Source organism: Enterobacter sp. I4 (assembly GCF_022669095.1).
Lineage (GTDB): Bacteria > Pseudomonadota > Gammaproteobacteria > Enterobacterales > Enterobacteriaceae > Enterobacter > Enterobacter pasteurii.
This window is the reverse complement of the sequence record NZ_JALBUO010000002.1, coordinates 972,781-992,849: the sequence shown is the minus strand read 5'-3', so window position 1 is coordinate 992,849 and position 20,069 is coordinate 972,781. Positions and strand designations below refer to the sequence as shown.

The window sequence follows — 20,069 nt, the reverse complement described above, 5'->3', positions numbered from 1 at the left end:
CAGGAGCCGGGGGGCGCTAACGCTTACCCGGCCTGCCAGCCTTCAACCGGGTTAGCTCACAAACCTGCGCGTATCGATGCGTTGCAGCAGCATCGAGAGCAACAGGCTGATGGCCAGCGTGGCGGTAAAGATCCAGACAATATCCAGCACCGGCCAGCTTTTAAGCTCAACGCCGCGCGTACGCAGGGCGTGGATCGCCAGCGCGTGAAAACCGTAAATGCCCAGCGAGTGGCGTGAGATAAAACCCAGCACCGGAAGCGGACGTTCGTTCAGGGTGTTTTTCACCAGGGTCAGCAGGGAAACCGCGCAGATAAAGACCATCGGACCGCAGTACAGATACCAGGTATCGGCAAAGTTGCCGCGCCATTGCAGCTCGTGCAGCGTCCCGCGAGAGATAATAAACACGCTGGCGATAAACGCTGCCGCGCAAAGCCAGTTCATTCCCCGCTTTTGCGTGGTCATCATGCCAATGGCGCGCCCCAGCATGCCGTACAGCACGTAGTAGAACGTGTCGCCGTTGATATAGAGATTGACGGGCAGCCACTCAAAGCCCGCTATTTTTTGCGAGACGGTATTCGGGTTCGCCACAATCCCGATGACCACCATCAGCGCCAGCAGCATTTTACCGCTGACGTTTTTTACCTGAATTAACGGTGAAACCAGATAAATGACGATAATCGCGAAGAAAAACCACAGATGATAGAACACGGGTTTTTGCAGCAGGTTGGTCAGGGAAAGGCCGGCGTTAATTGAGGTGAACAGGGTAATGTAGACCAGAGAAATGGCGCTGTAGAAAAGCAGACACGAGGCGATACGGATGAAATGTCTCGGCTGCGCGCTCCGCTCGCCAAAAAAGAGAAAGCCGGAAATCATAAAGAACAGCGGGACGCTCACGCGGGAGGCCGAGTTCAGAATATTGGCGACATCCCAGTTAACGGGGCTGATACTGTGCGCGTTAGTGACATACCAGGTCGTCGTGTGGATCATCACCACCATCAGACAGGCTATTCCCCGCAGGTTATCAATCCAGTTAATTTTTGACTGCATCAGTTCCTCTGTATTCCTGATAAAGAAAGTGTGACTGCGTTTGGGTAAATCTTTTCCCTTGGAAAATTCTGAGTTTAGCCAGGCTATCTTGTAGGGAGCAGGCGAGATTCGCAGAATGAAGGACTTTACTCTATAAACGTATTGCTACTAAAAATAACAGCCACTGGCCAGGGCGGTAATAAAAATGATGATGAAGCGTGGGGCGTCACTCTTTCTGCTGCTTTTATTAGCGGGATGCAGTGCTTCTGAGGAGGCACCTGCACAAAAAGCGCAGCAGGGAAAAATCAGCCCGGAGCGCTCCCTGAACATGGAGCAGCTGTGTAAAGATCGGGCGGCTCACCGCTATAACGCTGATGCACAGAAAATAAACGTGACCGGCTTTGAGCGCTTTCAGGGCAGCTATGAGCTTAAAGGCTATACTGCACGTAAAGAGGGCTTTGTCTGCTCTTTTGATGCAGACGGCCAGTTTTTACATCTCTCAATGCGCTAAACTGCTCGCATAATCAACAGCCAGAGCCCTTACAGGTTCTGGCTACGCGCCTTATTCCCCAATTTATCTTAAACAACCCCGTTTCGTACTGTATATCTTGCAGCCAGCGGGTATACTGATCCCTTCCATTTAAAACCACACGTATCCAGCACGAAATACTATGCAAAAGTTTGATACCAAGACCTTCCAGGGCCTGATCCTGACCTTACAGGATTACTGGGCTCGTCAGGGCTGCACCATTGTTCAACCTTTGGACATGGAAGTTGGCGCAGGCACCTCACACCCGATGACCAGCCTGCGCGCGTTAGGGCCAGAGCCAATGGCGACCGCCTACGTGCAGCCATCCCGTCGTCCGACCGATGGCCGTTACGGCGAAAACCCGAACCGTTTGCAGCACTACTATCAGTTCCAGGTGGTGATTAAGCCATCACCAGACAATATTCAGGAACTGTACCTCGGGTCACTGAAAGAGCTGGGTATGGATCCGACCATTCACGACATTCGTTTCGTGGAAGACAACTGGGAGAACCCAACGCTGGGTGCCTGGGGTCTGGGTTGGGAAGTGTGGCTGAACGGCATGGAAGTGACCCAGTTTACCTACTTCCAGCAGGTTGGCGGTCTGGAATGTAAGCCGATCACCGGTGAAATCACCTATGGTCTGGAACGTCTGGCAATGTACATTCAGGGCGTAGACAGCGTTTACGACCTGGTCTGGAGCGACGGCCCGCTGGGTAAAACCACCTACGGCGACGTGTTCCATCAGAACGAAGTGGAGCAATCCACCTATAACTTCGAATACGCGGACGTGGACTTCCTGTTCACCTGCTTCGAGCAGTACGAGAAAGAAGCGCAGCAGCTGCTGGCGCTGGAGACTCCGCTGCCGCTGCCTGCCTACGAGCGTATTCTGAAGGCCGCCCACAGCTTCAACCTGCTGGACGCCCGCAAAGCGATCTCCGTGACTGAACGTCAGCGCTACATTCTGCGTATTCGTACCCTGACCAAAGCCGTTGCAGAAGCTTACTACGCGTCCCGTGAAGCCCTTGGCTTCCCGATGTGCAACCGAAACAAATAAGAGGCGGCCATGTCTGAGAAAACTTTCCTGGTGGAAATCGGCACCGAAGAGCTGCCACCGAAAGCCCTGCGCAGCCTGGCTGAGTCTTTCGCTGCGAACGTCACTGCTGAGCTGGATAACGCCGGCCTGGCGCACGGTAAAATTGAGTGGTTTGCTGCTCCGCGTCGTCTGGCGCTGAAGGTGGCAAATCTGGCGGCATCCCAGCCGGATCGTGAAGTCGAAAAACGTGGCCCGGCGATTGCCCAGGCGTTCGACGCGGAAGGCAAGCCAAGCAAGGCGGCTGAAGGCTGGGCGCGCGGCTGCGGCATCACCGTTGACCAGGCCGAGCGTCTGACAACCGATAAAGGTGAATGGCTGCTGTATCGTGCCCATGTGAAAGGCGAAAGCGCAGAAGCGCTGCTGCCGAACATGATCGCGACCTCGCTGGCTAAGCTGCCGATTCCTAAGCTGATGCGCTGGGGCGCGTCCGACGTACACTTCGTGCGTCCGGTTCACACCGTGACCCTGCTGCTGGGCGACACCGTTATTCCGGCAACCATTCTGGGCGTGGCGTCCGATCGCGTAATTCGCGGCCACCGCTTTATGGGCGAGCCAGAGTTCACCATCGACAATGCCGACCAGTATCCGCAGATCCTGCTGGAGCGCGGTAAGGTCATTGCTGACTACGAACAGCGTAAAGCCAAAATTAAAGCGGACGCAGAAGAAGCGGCGCGCAAGATTGGCGGAAACGCCGATCTGAGCGACAGCCTGCTGGAAGAAGTCACCTCTCTGGTTGAATGGCCCGTTGTGCTGACCGCGAAGTTCGAAGAGAAATTCCTCGCCGTTCCGGCAGAAGCGCTGGTGTACACCATGAAGGGTGACCAGAAGTACTTCCCGGTATACGCCAACGACGGCAAGCTGCTGCCAAACTTCATCTTCGTCGCGAACATCGAATCCAAAGATCCGAGCCAGATTATCTCCGGTAACGAGAAAGTGGTGCGTCCGCGTCTGGCGGATGCCGAGTTCTTCTTCAATACCGACCGTAAAAAACGTCTGGAAGATAACCTGCCGCGTCTGCAAACCGTACTGTTCCAGCAGCAGCTGGGTACGCTGCGCGACAAGACCGACCGTATCGCGGAGCTGTCCGGCTGGATTGCCCGTGAAATTGGCGCGGACGTTAACCACGCCACCCGCGCGGGCCTGCTCTCCAAGTGTGACCTGATGACCAACATGGTGTTCGAATTTACCGACACCCAGGGCGTCATGGGCATGCACTACGCGCGTCACGATGGCGAAGCGGAAGATGTAGCGGTAGCCCTGAACGAGCAGTATCAGCCGCGCTTTGCCGGTGACGATCTGCCGTCTAACCCGGTTGCCTGCGCCGTGGCGATTGCCGATAAGATGGACACCCTGGCGGGTATCTTCGGTATCGGTCAGCATCCAAAAGGCGACAAAGACCCGTTCGCGCTGCGTCGTGCCGCGCTGGGCGTGCTGCGTATCATCGTTGAGAAGAACCTGAACCTCGATCTGCAAACGCTGACCGAAGAAGCGGTGCGTCTGTACGGCGACAAGCTGACCAATGCGAAGGTTGTGGATGATGTTATCGACTTTATGCTCGGTCGTTTCCGCGCGTGGTATCAGGACGAAGGCTACAGCGTCGATACCATTCAGGCGGTGCTGGCGCGTCGTCCAACCCGTCCGGCAGATTTCGATGCGCGAATGAAGGCGGTATCGCACTTCCGTACGCTGGAAGCGGCATCAGCCCTGGCCGCGGCCAACAAGCGCGTCTCGAACATCCTCGCGAAATCCGACGAGACGCTGAACGAGCGCGTAAACGCCGCGACGCTGAAAGAGCCGGAAGAGATCGCTCTGGCGATGCAGGTTGTCGTGCTGCGTGACAAGCTGGAACCGTACTTCGCGGAAGGCCGCTACCAGGAAGCGCTGGTGGAGCTGGCGGAGCTGCGTGACGTGATCGACGCCTTCTTCGAGAAAGTGATGGTGAACGTGGAAGATAAAGAGCTGCGTATTAACCGTCTCTCTATGCTTGAGAAGCTGCGTGAGCTGTTCCTGCGCGTGGCGGATATTTCGCTGCTGCAATAATGCAAAAAACCCGCCCCTGACAGGCGGGAAGAACGGCAACTAAACTCATGCCGGGCGGCAAAAACTGCCCGGCTTTTTTATTACACTCTCTCAAATACCGTTGCGATACCCTGACCCAATCCGATACACATTGTTGCCAGACCAAACTGGGCATCTTTGCGTTCCATCAGGTTAATCAGCGTGGTGCTGATGCGCGCCCCGGAGCAGCCCAGCGGGTGGCCGAGGGCAATCGCGCCGCCGTTGAGGTTAATCTTCTCGTCTACCTGATCCATCAGGCCCAGATCCTTAATGCACGGCAGGATCTGCGCGGCGAAGGCTTCGTTCATCTCAAACAGATCGATATCACTTGCGCTCAGCCCCGCTTTTTTCAACGCCAGTTTTGACGCCGGAACCGGACCGTAACCCATGATGGAAGGATCGCAGCCCACGACCGCCATCGAACGCACGCGGGCACGCGGGGTCAGGCCTAGCTCGCGGGCGCGGCTTTCGCTCATCACCAGCATTGCGGCGGCGCCGTCGGACAGGGCAGACGAGGTGCCCGCCGTTACCGTGCCGGTGACCGGATCAAATGCCGGACGCAGGGCAGAAAGCGCTTCGACCGTGGTTTCAGGACGGATCACTTCGTCGTAGCTGAACTGCTTCAGTACGCCGTCTGCGTCGTGGCCGCCGGTTGGGATAATCTCATTCTTAAACGCGCCGGACTGCGTGGCGGCCCAGGCGCGGGCGTGAGAGCGCGCGGCAAACGCATCCTGCATTTCACGGCTGATGCCGTGCAGGCGGGAGAGCATCTCGGCGGTCAGGCCCATCATACCGGCGGCTTTCGCCACGTTGCGGCTCATGCCCGGATGGAAATCGACCCCGTGGCTCATCGGCACGTGGCCCATATGCTCCACGCCGCCCACCAGGCAGGCCTGCGCGTCGCCGGTCATGATCATGCGCGCCGCGTCGTGCAGGGCCTGCATTGACGAACCGCACAGGCGGTTAACGGTAACCGCCGGAACCGAATGCGGGATTTCTGCCAGCAGGGACGCATTACGGGCGATGTTAAAGCCCTGCTCCAGCGTCTGCTGGACGCAGCCCCAGTAGATATCGTCCAGCGCTGTTGGGTCCAGCGCCGGGTTACGCGCCAGCAGGCTACGCATCAGGTGCGCGGAGAGATCTTCCGCACGCACGTTACGGAACGCGCCGCCTTTTGAACGGCCCATCGGGGTGCGAATCGCATCAACAATGACAACCTTTTCCATTGTGACTCCTTAAGCCGTTTTCAGCGCGCCAACCGGACGGGCTGGCTCGACTGCTGGATAGTAGGGTTCGTTATGGCGCGCTTTGTTACGCAGACCTTCCGGCACGTCATAAAGCGGGCCGAGGTGCTGATACTGCTGAGCCATATCGAGGTAGCGGGCGCTGCCGAGCGTATCCAGCCAGCGGAACGCGCCGCCGTGGAACGGCGGGAAGCCCAGGCCGTACACCAGCGCCATATCCGCTTCTGCCGGGCTGGCGATAATGCCTTCTTCCAGACAGCGCACCACTTCGTTAATCATCGGGATCATCATGCGGGCGATGATTTCATCGTCGGTGAAGTCGCGTTTTGGCTGACTGACGTCGGCCAGCAGGCCATCCACCGCCGGATCTTCTTCTTTCTTCGGTTTGCCTTTGCTGTCTTCCTTATAACGCCAGAAGCCCAGGCCGTTTTTCTGACCAAAGCGGCTGGCATCGAACAGGGCGTCAATCGCGTCGCGATAGTCTTTCTGCATACGCTGCGGGAAGCCGGCAGCCATGACCGCCTGGGCGTGATGCGCGGTGTCGATCCCGACCACGTCCAGCAGGTAGGCCGGGCCCATCGGCCAGCCGAACCGTTTTTCCATCACTTTGTCGATGTTGCGGAAGTCCGCGCCGTCGCGCAGGAGCTGGCTGAACCCGGCGAAGTACGGGAACAGCACGCGGTTGACGAAGAAGCCCGGGCAGTCGTTAACGACGATTGGCGTTTTGCCCATTTTGCTGGCCCACGCCACCACTTTGGCGATGGTGTCGTCAGAGGTTTTTTCCCCACGGATCACTTCGACCAGCGGCATACGGTGCACCGGGTTAAAGAAGTGCATCCCGCAGAAGTTTTCCGGACGCTTCAGCACGCTCGCCAGTTCGCTGATTGGAATGGTGGAGGTGTTGGAGGCCAGCACGGTACCCGGACGAACCTTCTCTTCGGTTTCGGCCAGCACCGCTTTTTTAACGTTCGGGTTCTCGACGACCGCTTCAACCACCACGTCAACGCGATCGAAACCGCTGTATTCCAGCACGGGCTGAATGGTGGAGATCACGCCGGAGAGCTTCAGTCCGTCAATTTTGCCGCGCTCAAGCTGTTTATTCAGCAGCTTGGCCGCTTCGGTCATGCCCAGCGTCAGGGATTTCTCGCTGATGTCTTTCATCACAACCGGCACGCCTTTCCAGGCGGACTGGTAAGCGATGCCGCCACCCATAATGCCGGCGCCGAGCACCGCCGCGCGTTTTGGCGTCTCAACGTTTTTGGTCAGCTGTTTAGCCTTTCCCTTCACGAACTGATCGTTAAGGAAGATGCCGACCAGCGCGCGGGCTTCACTGGTGTGCGCCAGCGGGACAAAGCTCTGATTTTCAAGCTTCAGGGCTTCATCGCGACCCAGACGGGCTGCGGCTTCGATGGTTTTTACCGCCGTGATGGGCGCCGGGTAGTGTTTACCCGCCGTCTGCATCACCATGCCTTTGGCGATGGTAAAGCTCATGGTGGCTTCAATTTTGCTGAGCTTCAGTGGCTCGAGCTTCGGCTGGCGTTTGGCTTTCCAGTCGAGGTCGCCGTTAATCGCCTGACGCAGAATGGCGACGGCACCGTCGACCAGTTTCTCAGGTTTGACGACGCCGTCCACCAGGCCGATTTTCTGCGCCTGCTCCGCGCCAACGTCTTTACCTGCGGCAATGATTTCCAGCGCGCTGTCTGCGCCCAGCATGCGCGGCATACGCACGGAGCCGCCAAAGCCCGGCATAATGCCCAGTTTGGTCTCCGGCAGGCCGATGCGCAGGTCAGGGGTGGCCAGACGGTAATCAGTGGCTAACACACATTCGCAGCCGCCGCCCAGCGCGTAGCCGTTAACGGCGGAAATGGTCGGGACAGGCAGGTCTTCCAGACGATTAAAGACGCTGTTGGCGAAATGCAGCCACTGGCTCAGCTGTTCTTCCGGCACCATAAACAGCGACAGAAACTCGGTGATATCTGCACCAACGATAAAGGCCGCTTTGTTTGAGCGCAGCAGCAGCCCTTTCAAATCTGATTGCTTTTCAAGTACATCCAGCGCCTGGCCAAGACTGGCCACCGTCGCGGTATCAAGCTTGTTCACTGAGCCGGGGGCATCGAACACCAGTTCGGCAATGCCATCTTCCAGCCAGTCTACGTACAGGGTGTCGCCTTTGTAGAGCATGTCGGTCTCCTGAATCCAGCAATTGGATCTGGTCATACCAGATGAGACGGAGTGTGGAATTTATGTTAATAAAATGCAAATTACTCATTAAGAAAATGCTGCGCTGATCACGGTCGGCGGAAATCACGCAGCCGGAGTGAGGTGTGCTAAGATGCGATGACTTGAGGTCAAAAAAACGAAAGGAAGAATGATGGACTCACTGGCTTCGCTCTATAAAAATCATATCGTTACCCTACAGGAACGTACCCGCGATGTACTGGCCCGCTTCAAGCTGGATGCCCTGCTGATCCACTCCGGCGAGCTGATGAATACGTTTCTTGATGACCACGCTTATCCCTTCAAGGTTAACCCGCAGTTTAAAGCCTGGGTGCCCGTCACGCAGGTTCCAAATTGCTGGCTGCTGGTGGATGGCGTGAACAAGCCGAAACTGTGGTTCTACCTGCCGGTGGATTACTGGCACAACGTGGAACCGCTGCCGACCTCTTTCTGGACTGAAGAAATTGACGTGATTGCGCTGCCGAAAGCGGACGGCATTGGCAGCCAGCTGCCAGCGGCGCGCGGCAACATCGGCTACATTGGCCCTGTGCCTGAACGCGCGCTTGGCCTGGATATCCCGGCCGATAAGCTCAACCCGAAAGGGGTGCTGGATTATCTGCATTACTATCGCGCTTATAAGACCGACTACGAACTTTACTGCATGCGTGAAGCGCAAAAAACGGCGGTGAATGGCCACCGCGCGGCGCATGAGGCGTTCCAGTCAGGCATGAGCGAGTTCGATATCAACCTGGCGTACCTGACCGCGACCGGTCACCGCGATACCGACGTGCCTTACAGCAACATCGTGGCGCTCAACGAGCATGCCTCGGTTCTGCACTATACCAAACTGGATCACCAGGTTCCGTCTGAGATGCGCAGCTTCCTGCTTGACGCGGGTGCCGAGTACAACGGCTACGCGGCAGACCTCACCCGTACGTGGGCGGCGAATGCGGATACCGATTTTGCGCACCTGATTAAAGACGTGAACGATGAACAGCTGGCGCTTATCGGCACCATGAAAGCGGGTACCAGCTATGTGGATTACCATATCCAGTTCCATCAGCGCATCGCTAAACTGCTGCGCAAGCATCAGATTGTCAAAGACATGAGCGAAGAGGCGATGGTTGAGAACGATCTGACCGGGCCGTTTATGCCGCACGGTATCGGCCACCCGCTGGGTTTGCAGGTGCACGACGTCGCGGGCTTTATGCAGGACGATACCGGTACGCACCTGGCGGCGCCGTCGAAATATCCTTACCTGCGCTGCACCCGCGTTCTGGCACCGCGCATGGTATTGACCATCGAGCCGGGCATCTACTTTATTGAATCTCTGCTGGCGCCGTGGCGTGAAGGGCAGTTCAGCAAGCACTTCAACTGGGAAAAAATTGAAGCGCTGAAGCCGTTTGGCGGCATTCGTATCGAAGATAACGTGGTTATCCATGAGAACAGCATCGAGAACATGACGCGAGACCTGAAGCTGGCCTGATGGAAAGCTGGCTGATACCGGCTGAGCCGGTCACTTTTGTTGAGGAAATCAAGAAAAGCCGCTTTATCACGCTGCTTGCGCATACCAGCGGCGTGGAGGCGGCAAAGGCGTTCGTCGAGTCCGTTCGCGCGCAGCACCCCGATGCCCGCCACCACTGCGTGGCGTGGGTAGCCGGGCCGCCGAACGATTCACAGCAGCTCGGGTTTTCTGACGACGGTGAACCGGCGGGCACGGCCGGAAAACCGATGCTCTCCCAGCTAATGGGCAGCGGCGTGGGCGAGATAACCGCCGTCGTGGTTCGCTACTACGGCGGCATTTTGTTAGGCACCGGTGGCCTGGTTAAAGCCTACGGTGGCGGAGTCCAGCAGGCGCTTAATCTTCTGACAACGACCCGCAAAACGCCGCTAACCGAATATACTTTGTTATGCGATTACGCCCAGCTTTCGGGTGTAGAAACACTGCTTAGACAGTTTAACGGCGTCATCGCGCACAGTGATTATCAGGCAATGGTGCAATTACGCGTGGCGCTTCCTCAGGCGGAACTGGCTGCTCTTTCAGCAAAACTCGCTGATTTTAGTCGCGGTTCATTGCAATTACTGCCGATTGAAGAATAATCCCCACCTCACAATTTTGAATACCTAAGGAAGCGGCAGAGATGCATTTTCGTGCCATTACCCGAATCGTTGGATTACTGGTCATACTTTTTTCCGGAACGATGATCATTCCCGGTCTGGTGGCGCTTATCTACCGGGACGGCGCGGGGCGTGCATTTACGCAAACCTTTTTTGTGGCGCTGACCATTGGTTCGCTGCTGTGGTGGCCAAACCGTCGTGAGAAAGGCGAGCTGAAAGCCCGGGAAGGTTTTCTGATTGTCGTCCTGTTCTGGACGGTGCTGGGAAGCGTCGGTGCGCTGCCGTTTATCTTCTCTGAACAACCGAATCTCACCATCACGGATGCGTTTTTTGAGTCGTTCTCCGGCTTAACGACCACCGGGGCTACCACGCTTGTAGGGCTGGACTCGCTCCCTCATGCGATCCTCTTTTACCGGCAGATGCTGCAGTGGTTCGGCGGTATGGGGATCATCGTCCTGGCGGTGGCTATTCTGCCGATTCTGGGCGTCGGCGGGATGCAGCTTTACCGGGCCGAAATGCCCGGCCCGCTAAAAGATAACAAAATGCGCCCACGCATTGCGGAGACGGCGAAGACCCTGTGGCTTATTTATGTCCTGCTGACGGTGGCCTGTGCGCTGGCGCTGTGGTTTGCCGGGATGCCTGCTTTTGATGCTATCGGGCACAGCTTTGCGACTATCGCTATCGGCGGGTTCTCTACGCACGATGCCAGCGTAGGCTACTTCGACAGCCCGACGATCAATACCATCATTGCTATCTTTCTGCTGATCTCAGGCTGTAACTACGGTCTACACTTCTCCTTGCTGAGCGGACGCAGCCTGAAGGTGTACTGGCGCGACCCGGAATTCCGGATGTTTATTGGCGTCCAGCTGACGCTGGTTGTCATCTGTACCCTGGTGCTGTGGTTCCACGATGTCTATAACTCGGCGGTTACGACCCTGAACCAGGCGTTCTTCCAGGTGGTATCAATGGCGACTACCGCTGGTTTCACCACGGACAGTATCGCGCGTTGGCCGCTGTTCCTGCCGGTACTGCTGTTGTGTTCTGCGTTTATCGGCGGCTGTGCCGGGTCGACGGGCGGCGGCCTGAAGGTGATCCGTATTCTGCTGCTGTTTAAGCAGGGGAACCGTGAGCTGAAGCGTCTGGTTCACCCGAACGCGGTTTACAGCATCAAGCTGGGGAACCGCGCGCTGCCGGAGCGTATCCTCGAAGCGGTGTGGGGGTTCTTCTCTGCGTATGCACTGGTCTTTATTGTCAGTATGCTGGCCATTATCGCCACGGGCGTGGATGATTTTTCCGCCTTCGCCTCTGTGGTGGCAACGTTAAACAACCTGGGGCCAGGGCTGGGCGTAGTGGCGGATAACTTTGCCAGTATGAACCCCGTGGCGAAGTGGATCTTAATCGCCAATATGCTGTTTGGTCGTCTTGAGGTCTTTACGCTGCTGGTGTTGTTCACCCCAACATTCTGGCGTGAGTAAGGAGACATTAGTGAAAACGTTAATTCTTTTCTCAACGCGTGACGGGCAAACGCGTGAGATTGCTTCATATCTGGCTTCTGAACTCAAAGAGCTGGGCATTTACTCTGATGTGGTGAACCTGAATCGCACGGAGCAAATTTCCTGGCAGGATTACGACCGTGTGGTGATTGGTGCTTCAATTCGTTACGGCCATTTCCATCCGGCGCTGGATCGCTTTGTGAAAAAGCATACGGCGGAGCTTGATAAGCTGCCCGGCGCATTTTACTCGGTCAACCTGGTCGCCCGTAAAGCCGAGAAGCGCACGCCGCAGACCAACAGCTATACGCGCAAGTTTTTGCTGAGTTCACCCTGGCAGCCCGATATCTGCTCTGTCTTTGCTGGCGCGCTGCGCTACCCGCGCTATCGCTGGTACGACCGCTTTATGATCCGCCTGATCATGAAGATGACGGGCGGCGAAACCGATACGCGTAAAGAGGTGGTTTATACCGACTGGGCTCAGGTTGCCAGTTTTGCCCGTGAAATTGCGCGTTTAACGGACGATTCGCGGGTTAAATAAGCGTTGAGTTTGAAAAGTGAGCGAACGAAAAGTTTTTTGAATTTTGTGCTTGTCACTTCGGAAGAACTCCCTATAATGCGCCTCCACTGACACGGAACAACGGCACGCAAGCCGCCGGGTCAGCAGAGAAAAGCGAAATAATCGCTTGACTCTGAAGCGGGAAAGCGTAATATGCACACCCCGCGCCGCAGCGAAAAACGAAGCGGCACTGCTCTTTAACAATTTATCAGACAATCTGTGTGGGCACTCAAAGTGACATGGATTCTTAATGTCTTCGGACAATAAATGAATACCAAGTCTCTGAGTGAACATACGTAATTCATTACGAAGTTTAATTCACGAGCATCAAACTTAAATTGAAGAGTTTGATCATGGCTCAGATTGAACGCTGGCGGCAGGCCTAACACATGCAAGTCGAACGGTAACAGGAAGCAGCTTGCTGCTTCGCTGACGAGTGGCGGACGGGTGAGTAATGTCTGGGAAACTGCCTGATGGAGGGGGATAACTACTGGAAACGGTAGCTAATACCGCATAACGTCGCAAGACCAAAGAGGGGGACCTTCGGGCCTCTTGCCATCGGATGTGCCCAGATGGGATTAGCTAGTAGGTGGGGTAACGGCTCACCTAGGCGACGATCCCTAGCTGGTCTGAGAGGATGACCAGCCACACTGGAACTGAGACACGGTCCAGACTCCTACGGGAGGCAGCAGTGGGGAATATTGCACAATGGGCGCAAGCCTGATGCAGCCATGCCGCGTGTGTGAAGAAGGCCTTCGGGTTGTAAAGCACTTTCAGCGGGGAGGAAGGCGGTAAGGTTAATAACCTTGCCGATTGACGTTACCCGCAGAAGAAGCACCGGCTAACTCCGTGCCAGCAGCCGCGGTAATACGGAGGGTGCAAGCGTTAATCGGAATTACTGGGCGTAAAGCGCACGCAGGCGGTCTGTCAAGTCGGATGTGAAATCCCCGGGCTCAACCTGGGAACTGCATTCGAAACTGGCAGGCTAGAGTCTTGTAGAGGGGGGTAGAATTCCAGGTGTAGCGGTGAAATGCGTAGAGATCTGGAGGAATACCGGTGGCGAAGGCGGCCCCCTGGACAAAGACTGACGCTCAGGTGCGAAAGCGTGGGGAGCAAACAGGATTAGATACCCTGGTAGTCCACGCCGTAAACGATGTCGACTTGGAGGTTGTGCCCTTGAGGCGTGGCTTCCGGAGCTAACGCGTTAAGTCGACCGCCTGGGGAGTACGGCCGCAAGGTTAAAACTCAAATGAATTGACGGGGGCCCGCACAAGCGGTGGAGCATGTGGTTTAATTCGATGCAACGCGAAGAACCTTACCTACTCTTGACATCCAGAGAACTTAGCAGAGATGCTTTGGTGCCTTCGGGAACTCTGAGACAGGTGCTGCATGGCTGTCGTCAGCTCGTGTTGTGAAATGTTGGGTTAAGTCCCGCAACGAGCGCAACCCTTATCCTTTGTTGCCAGCGGTTAGGCCGGGAACTCAAAGGAGACTGCCAGTGATAAACTGGAGGAAGGTGGGGATGACGTCAAGTCATCATGGCCCTTACGAGTAGGGCTACACACGTGCTACAATGGCGCATACAAAGAGAAGCGACCTCGCGAGAGCAAGCGGACCTCATAAAGTGCGTCGTAGTCCGGATTGGAGTCTGCAACTCGACTCCATGAAGTCGGAATCGCTAGTAATCGTAGATCAGAATGCTACGGTGAATACGTTCCCGGGCCTTGTACACACCGCCCGTCACACCATGGGAGTGGGTTGCAAAAGAAGTAGGTAGCTTAACCTTCGGGAGGGCGCTTACCACTTTGTGATTCATGACTGGGGTGAAGTCGTAACAAGGTAACCGTAGGGGAACCTGCGGTTGGATCACCTCCTTACCTTAAAGAACCTGCCTTTGCAGTGCTCACACAGATTGTCTGATGAAAAACAGCAGTAAAAATCTCTGCAGGCTTGTAGCTCAGGTGGTTAGAGCGCACCCCTGATAAGGGTGAGGTCGGTGGTTCAAGTCCACTCAGGCCTACCAAATTTTTGCTGATGCTGCGTTGCGGCGACACTCACATACTCAGGTATGCTTCGTGTCACCACGCCTTGCCTCAACAAAAATACCGGTAGAGAGATCACTACGATGGGGCTATAGCTCAGCTGGGAGAGCGCCTGCCTTGCACGCAGGAGGTCTGCGGTTCGATCCCGCATAGCTCCACCATCCTTTACTGCAAAACAAGAAAACTTCAGAGTGAACCTGAAAAGGTGCACTGCGAAGTTTTGCTCTTTAAAAATCTGGATCAAGCTGAAAATTGAAACGACACACAGCTCATGTGTGTTCGAGTCTCTCAAATTTTCGCAATCATGAAGTGAAACATCTTCGGGTTGTGAGGTTAAGCGACTAAGCGTACACGGTGGATGCCCTGGCAGTCAGAGGCGATGAAGGACGTGCTAATCTGCGAAAAGCGCCGGCGAGGTGATATGAACCCTTGACCCGGCGATGTCCGAATGGGGAAACCCAGTGCAATTCGTTGCACTATCGTTAGCTGAATACATAGGCTAACGAGGCGAACCGGGGGAACTGAAACATCTAAGTACCCCGAGGAAAAGAAATCAACCGAGATTCCCCCAGTAGCGGCGAGCGAACGGGGAGCAGCCCGGAGTCTGAATCAGCTTGTGTGTTAGTGGAACGGTCTGGAAAGTCCGACGGTACAGGGTGATAGTCCCGTACACGAAAGCACACATGCTGTGAACTCGAAGAGTAGGGCGGGACACGTGGTATCCTGTCTGAATATGGGGGGACCATCCTCCAAGGCTAAATACTCCTGACTGACCGATAGTGAACCAGTACCGTGAGGGAAAGGCGAAAAGAACCCCGGCGAGGGGAGTGAAAAAGAACCTGAAACCGTGTACGTACAAGCAGTGGGAGCCTCTTTATGGGGTGACTGCGTACCTTTTGTATAATGGGTCAGCGACTTATATTCTGTAGCAAGGTTAACCGTATAGGGGAGCCGAAGGGAAACCGAGTCTTAACTGGGCGTTAAGTTGCAGGGTATAGACCCGAAACCCGGTGATCTAGCCATGGGCAGGTTGAAGGTTGGGTAACACTAACTGGAGGACCGAACCGACTAATGTTGAAAAATTAGCGGATGACCTGTGGCTGGGGGTGAAAGGCCAATCAAACCGGGAGATAGCTGGTTCTCCCCGAAAGCTATTTAGGTAGCGCCTCGTGAACTCATCTTCGGGGGTAGAGCACTGTTTCGGCTAGGGGGCCATCCCGGCTTACCAACCCGATGCAAACTACGAATACCGAAGAATGTTATCACGGGAGACACACGGCGGGTGCTAACGTCCGTCGTGAAGAGGGAAACAACCCAGACCGCCAGCTAAGGTCCCAAAGTCATGGTTAAGTGGGAAACGATGTGGGAAGGCACAGACAGCCAGGATGTTGGCTTAGAAGCAGCCATCATTTAAAGAAAGCGTAATAGCTCACTGGTCGAGTCGGCCTGCGCGGAAGATGTAACGGGGCTAAACCATGCACCGAAGCTGCGGCAGCGACGCTTAGGCGTTGTTGGGTAGGGGAGCGTTCTGTAAGCCGTTGAAGGTGTCCTGTGAGGGGTGCTGGAGGTATCAGAAGTGCGAATGCTGACATAAGTAACGATAAAGCGGGTGAAAAGCCCGCTCGCCGGAAGACCAAGGGTTCCTGTCCAACGTTAATCGGGGCAGGGTGAGTCGACCCCTAAGGCGAGGCCGAAAGGCGTAGTCGATGGGAAACAGGTTAATATTCCTGTACTTGGTGTTACTGCGAAGGGGGGACGGAGAAGGCTATGTTAGCCGGGCGACGGTTGTCCCGGTTTAAGCATGTAGGCGGAGGTTCCAGGTAAATCCGGTACCTTTTTAACGCTGAGGTGTGATGACGAGGCACTACGGTGCTGAAGTAACAAATGCCCTGCTTCCAGGAAAAGCCTCTAAGCATCAGGTAACACGAAATCGTACCCCAAACCGACACAGGTGGTCAGGTAGAGAATACCAAGGCGCTTGAGAGAACTCGGGTGAAGGAACTAGGCAAAATGGTGCCGTAACTTCGGGAGAAGGCACGCTGATATGTAGGTGAAGCCCCTGCGGGTGGAGCTGAAATCAGTCGAAGATACCAGCTGGCTGCAACTGTTTATTAAAAACACAGCACTGTGCAAACACGAAAGTGGACGTATACGGTGTGACGCCTGCCCGGTGCCGGAAGGTTAATTGATGGGGTTAGCGGCAACGCGAAGCTCTTGATCGAAGCCCCGGTAAACGGCGGCCGTAACTATAACGGTCCTAAGGTAGCGAAATTCCTTGTCGGGTAAGTTCCGACCTGCACGAATGGCGTAATGATGGCCAGGCTGTCTCCACCCGAGACTCAGTGAAATTGAACTCGCTGTGAAGATGCAGTGTACCCGCGGCAAGACGGAAAGACCCCGTGAACCTTTACTATAGCTTGACACTGAACACTGGTCCTTGATGTGTAGGATAGGTGGGAGGCTTTGAAGCGTGGACGCCAGTCTGCGTGGAGCCGCCCTTGAAATACCACCCTTTAATGGCTGGTGTTCTAACGTAGACCCGTAATCCGGGTTGCGGACAGTGTCTGGTGGGTAGTTTGACTGGGGCGGTCTCCTCCCAAAGAGTAACGGAGGAGCACGAAGGTTGGCTAATCCTGGTCGGACATCAGGAGGTTAGTGCAATGGCATAAGCCAGCTTGACTGCGAGCGTGACGGCGCGAGCAGGTGCGAAAGCAGGTCATAGTGATCCGGTGGTTCTGAATGGAAGGGCCATCGCTCAACGGATAAAAGGTACTCCGGGGATAACAGGCTGATACCGCCCAAGAGTTCATATCGACGGCGGTGTTTGGCACCTCGATGTCGGCTCATCACATCCTGGGGCTGAAGTAGGTCCCAAGGGTATGGCTGTTCGCCATTTAAAGTGGTACGCGAGCTGGGTTTAGAACGTCGTGAGACAGTTCGGTCCCTATCTGCCGTGGGCGCTGGAGAATTGAGGGGGGCTGCTCCTAGTACGAGAGGACCGGAGTGGACGCATCACTGGTGTTCGGGTTGTCATGCCAATGGCACTGCCCGGTAGCTAAATGCGGAAGAGATAAGTGCTGAAAGCATCTAAGCACGAAACTTGCCCCGAGATGAGTTCTCCCTGACTCCTTGAGAGTCCTGAAGGAACGTTGAAGACGACGACGTTGATAGGTCGGGTGTGTAAGCGCAGCGATGCGTTGAGCTAACCGATACTAATGAACCGTGAGGCTTAACCTTACAACGCCGAAGATGTTTTGGCGAAGAGACAGAATTTTCAGCTTTGATTCAGAGTCCGAAGGATTTTGCGCTGAGACAAGGCGGCAAGCGAAGGAAAGGAAGGAGCATACTGAGGTATGTGACTGACTTTACGAGAGCAGCCAACGCAGTATCAGCCCAAAAGACACAGGACAGAGCACAGGAATTTGCCTGGCGGCTGTAGCGCGGTGGTCCCACCTGACCCCATGCCGAACTCAGAAGTGAAACGCCGTAGCGCCGATGGTAGTGTGGGGTCTCCCCATGTGAGAGTAGGGAACTGCCAGGCATCAATTAAGTAAAGAGGCCATCCGGAAGGATGGCCTTTTTGCGTTTTGGGACTTTCCTCGTTTCCATAAACAAATCACCTATCCCCCCGTATATACGGTAAACTATCCCGGTTTTTGCATCAGGATAGCGTCTATGAACCACTCTCTTAAGCCCTGGAATACCTTTGGTATTCAACGAAATGCTACTCAAATTTTACGTGCCGATAATGCTCAGCAGCTGCTGAAAGCGTGGCAGAGCGCAACAGAAAACGGTGAACCCGTACTGATTCTGGGCGAAGGAAGTAATGTCCTGTTTCTTGATGATTTTGCGGGGACGGTAATCGTCAACCGCATCATGGGGATCGAGAGTAAAGAGAGTGCTGACAGCTGGCATTTACACGTAGGTGCCGGCGAAAACTGGCATCAGCTGGTGCAATATACCCTTGAAAAAGGGATGCCCGGACTGGAAAACCTGGCCCTTATTCCGGGCTGTGCAGGATCGTCCCCGATTCAAAACATCGGCGCCTACGGCATCGAACTGAAACACGTCTGTGAATATGTCGACTGTATTGAGCTGGTCACGGGAAAAGCTCAACGCTTAACCGCAGAGCAGTGCCGCTTTGGCTATCGCGACAGTATTTTTAAGCACGATTATCAGGATCGTTTCGTCATTGTGGCCGTTGGGCTACGCCTGGCGAAGGACTGGAAACCCGTTCTGACCTATGGCGATCTGACTCGCCTCGATCCGGCGACCGCCACGCCTCGGGACGTGTTCGATTCCGTTTGCCATATGCGAATGACAAAGCTCCCCGATCCAAAAGTGAACGGAAATGCGGGCAGTTTCTTCAAAAACCCGGTTATCAGCAGCGAAAACGCTAAAGCGCTTCTTGCTGGCTGGCCAACGGCTCCGCATTATCCCCAGCCGGATGGCAGCGTGAAGCTGGCCGCGGGCTGGCTTATCGATCAATGTGAATTAAAAGGTACCACGGTCGGCGGCGCGGCGGTTCATCGTCAGCAGGCACTGGTACTGATCAATCAATGCAGCGCAACAAGCGATGACGTCGTCAGCCTGGCGCACCTTGTTCGTCAGCGCGTGGGTGAAAAATTTAACGTCTGGCTGGAGCCTGAAGTTCGCTTTATAGGCCGAACGGGCGAAGTGAATGCCGTGGAGACCATTTCGTGAAGGACAATACAATCCCGTTAACGCTGATCGGCATTCTTGCAGATGGAGAATTCCACTCTGGCGAGCAGCTGGGCGAACAGCTGGGCATGAGCCGCGCTGCAATCAATAAGCATATTCAGACGCTCCGCGACTGGGGTGTGGATGTGTTTACGGTACCAGGAAAAGGCTACAGCCTGCCGGAACCGATCCAGTTGCTCAATGAAGAGACTATCCGCAGCCAGATTGGGCACGGTAATGTCGCGGTATTGCCGGTCATTGATTCGACGAATCAGTATCTGCTGGATCGCCTGAGCGAGCTGACATCCGGCGATGCCTGCGTTGCTGAGTATCAACAGGCCGGGCGAGGCCGCCGCGGTCGCAAGTGGTTTTCGCCATTTGGTGCCAACCTTTACCTCTCCATGTACTGGCGGCTTGAGCAGGGGCCGGCTGCGGCTATCGGGCTGAGCCTGGTCATCGGTATCGTGATGGCTGAGGTCCTGCACAATCTGGGCGCGGACAAAGTCCGGGTGAAATGGCCGAACGATCTCTATCTCAACGATCGTAAACTGGCGGGTATCCTGGTTGAACTGACGGGAAAAACGGGCGATGCCGCGCAGATCGTTATTGGCGCCGGGCTGAACATGGTGATGCGAAACGTGCAAAACGATGTGGTGAACCAGGCCTGGACCAACCTTCAGGAAGCGGGGATCGCCATCGATCGCAACACGCTTGCCGTTCGCATGATCAACGAGTTGCGAAGTTCGCTGACGCTCTTTGAGCAAGAGGGTTTAGCCCCGTTCCTGTCCCGCTGGGAGAAGCTGGATAACTTTATTAACCGACCGGTTAAGCTGCTGATTGGCGATAAAGAGATTTACGGTACGTCACGAGGTATTGATGCGCAGGGGGCGTTGCTTCTTGAGCAGGATGGCGTGATTAAGCCCTGGGTAGGTGGTGAAATTTCGTTGCGAAGTGCGGAGTAACCCTCTCCCCACAGGGGAGAGGGTGTAGCA

The 20,069-nt window shown here is 55.5% G+C and carries 12 protein-coding genes, 2 tRNA genes and 3 rRNA genes; 14 read left to right on the top strand and 3 right to left on the bottom strand.

Translation table 11 applies throughout. The features are described 5' to 3' along the window. Positions 1-51: 51 nt before the first annotated feature. Complete coding sequence (locus MOQ06_RS17105; protein ID WP_242174091.1) at positions 52-1,047, bottom strand: acyltransferase; 996 nt, start codon at positions 1,045-1,047, stop codon at positions 52-54. Positions 1,048-1,231: 184 nt separating this feature from the next. Here MOQ06_RS17105 and MOQ06_RS17100 point away from each other — a divergent pair, with 184 nt between their 5' ends. The 3 genes from MOQ06_RS17100 to glyS all read left to right on the top strand — a co-directional run bounded on the left by MOQ06_RS17100 (position 1,232) and on the right by glyS (position 4,688). Continuing rightward, entirely contained in the window at positions 1,232-1,537 is a 306-nt protein-coding gene (locus MOQ06_RS17100; protein WP_148422496.1) for a YsaB family lipoprotein, read from the top strand. 160 nt (positions 1,538-1,697) lie between these two features. Further along, positions 1,698-2,609, top strand: a complete 912-nt coding sequence (glyQ, locus tag MOQ06_RS17095) for a glycine--tRNA ligase subunit alpha (protein WP_003860141.1) — start codon at positions 1,698-1,700, stop codon at positions 2,607-2,609. 9 nt (positions 2,610-2,618) lie between these two features. Then, a complete protein-coding gene (gene glyS, locus MOQ06_RS17090) occupies positions 2,619-4,688 on the top strand; it encodes a glycine--tRNA ligase subunit beta (RefSeq protein ID WP_148422497.1) in 2,070 nt (689 codons plus the stop codon). Positions 4,689-4,768: 80 nt separating this feature from the next. Here the strand turns inward: glyS and fadA are convergent, their stop codons facing one another. Continuing rightward, positions 4,769-5,932 (bottom strand): acetyl-CoA C-acyltransferase FadA, encoded by a 1,164-nt coding sequence (fadA, locus tag MOQ06_RS17085; protein ID WP_148422498.1) that lies wholly within the window; start codon positions 5,930-5,932, stop codon positions 4,769-4,771. A 9-nt stretch (positions 5,933-5,941) separates the two neighbouring features. After that, positions 5,942-8,131, bottom strand: coding sequence for a fatty acid oxidation complex subunit alpha FadB (gene fadB, locus MOQ06_RS17080; RefSeq protein ID WP_242174088.1), 2,190 nt, complete (start codon positions 8,129-8,131; stop codon positions 5,942-5,944). Between the two features lie 190 nt (positions 8,132-8,321). Between fadB and pepQ the strand changes: the two genes are divergently transcribed. From pepQ to birA, 11 genes are all read left to right on the top strand, one after another. Continuing rightward, positions 8,322-9,653, top strand: coding sequence for a Xaa-Pro dipeptidase (gene pepQ / locus MOQ06_RS17075; RefSeq protein WP_148422506.1), 1,332 nt, complete (start codon positions 8,322-8,324; stop codon positions 9,651-9,653). Beyond that, a complete protein-coding gene (locus MOQ06_RS17070) occupies positions 9,653-10,267 on the top strand; it encodes an IMPACT family protein (RefSeq protein ID WP_242174086.1) in 615 nt (204 codons plus the stop codon). Before pepQ ends, MOQ06_RS17070 begins: the two co-directional genes overlap by 1 nt. Positions 10,268-10,308: 41 nt before the next feature. Continuing rightward, a complete protein-coding gene (gene trkH, locus MOQ06_RS17065; RefSeq protein ID WP_193355517.1) occupies positions 10,309-11,760 on the top strand; it encodes a Trk system potassium transporter TrkH in 1,452 nt (483 codons plus the stop codon). 10 nt (positions 11,761-11,770) lie between these two features. After that, positions 11,771-12,316, top strand: coding sequence for a menaquinone-dependent protoporphyrinogen IX dehydrogenase (gene hemG, locus MOQ06_RS17060; RefSeq protein ID WP_193355516.1), 546 nt, complete (start codon positions 11,771-11,773; stop codon positions 12,314-12,316). A 353-nt stretch (positions 12,317-12,669) separates the two neighbouring features. After that, a 16S ribosomal RNA gene (locus MOQ06_RS17055) occupies positions 12,670-14,211 on the top strand. Between the two features lie 69 nt (positions 14,212-14,280). Continuing rightward, a tRNA-Ile gene (locus MOQ06_RS17050) sits at positions 14,281-14,357 on the top strand. Between the two features lie 104 nt (positions 14,358-14,461). Further along, a tRNA-Ala gene (locus MOQ06_RS17045) sits at positions 14,462-14,537 on the top strand. A 170-nt stretch (positions 14,538-14,707) separates the two neighbouring features. Beyond that, positions 14,708-17,613: ribosomal RNA gene (locus tag MOQ06_RS17040) — 23S ribosomal RNA — on the top strand. Between the two features lie 188 nt (positions 17,614-17,801). Continuing rightward, positions 17,802-17,917: ribosomal RNA gene (gene rrf, locus MOQ06_RS17035) — 5S ribosomal RNA — on the top strand. Together the 16S, 23S and 5S rRNA genes with 2 tRNA genes alongside form the textbook arrangement of a ribosomal RNA operon. 134 nt (positions 17,918-18,051) lie before the next feature. After that, positions 18,052-19,080 carry a UDP-N-acetylmuramate dehydrogenase gene (gene murB / locus MOQ06_RS17030; RefSeq protein WP_242174084.1) on the top strand — a complete coding sequence of 343 codons (1,029 nt, stop codon included), beginning with the start codon at positions 18,052-18,054 and terminating at the stop codon, positions 19,078-19,080. Then, positions 19,077-20,039 carry a bifunctional biotin--[acetyl-CoA-carboxylase] ligase/biotin operon repressor BirA gene (gene birA, locus MOQ06_RS17025; RefSeq protein WP_242174082.1) on the top strand — a complete coding sequence of 321 codons (963 nt, stop codon included), beginning with the start codon at positions 19,077-19,079 and terminating at the stop codon, positions 20,037-20,039. The genes murB and birA overlap by 4 nt, the downstream gene beginning before the upstream one ends. Positions 20,040-20,069 lie beyond the last annotated feature (30 nt).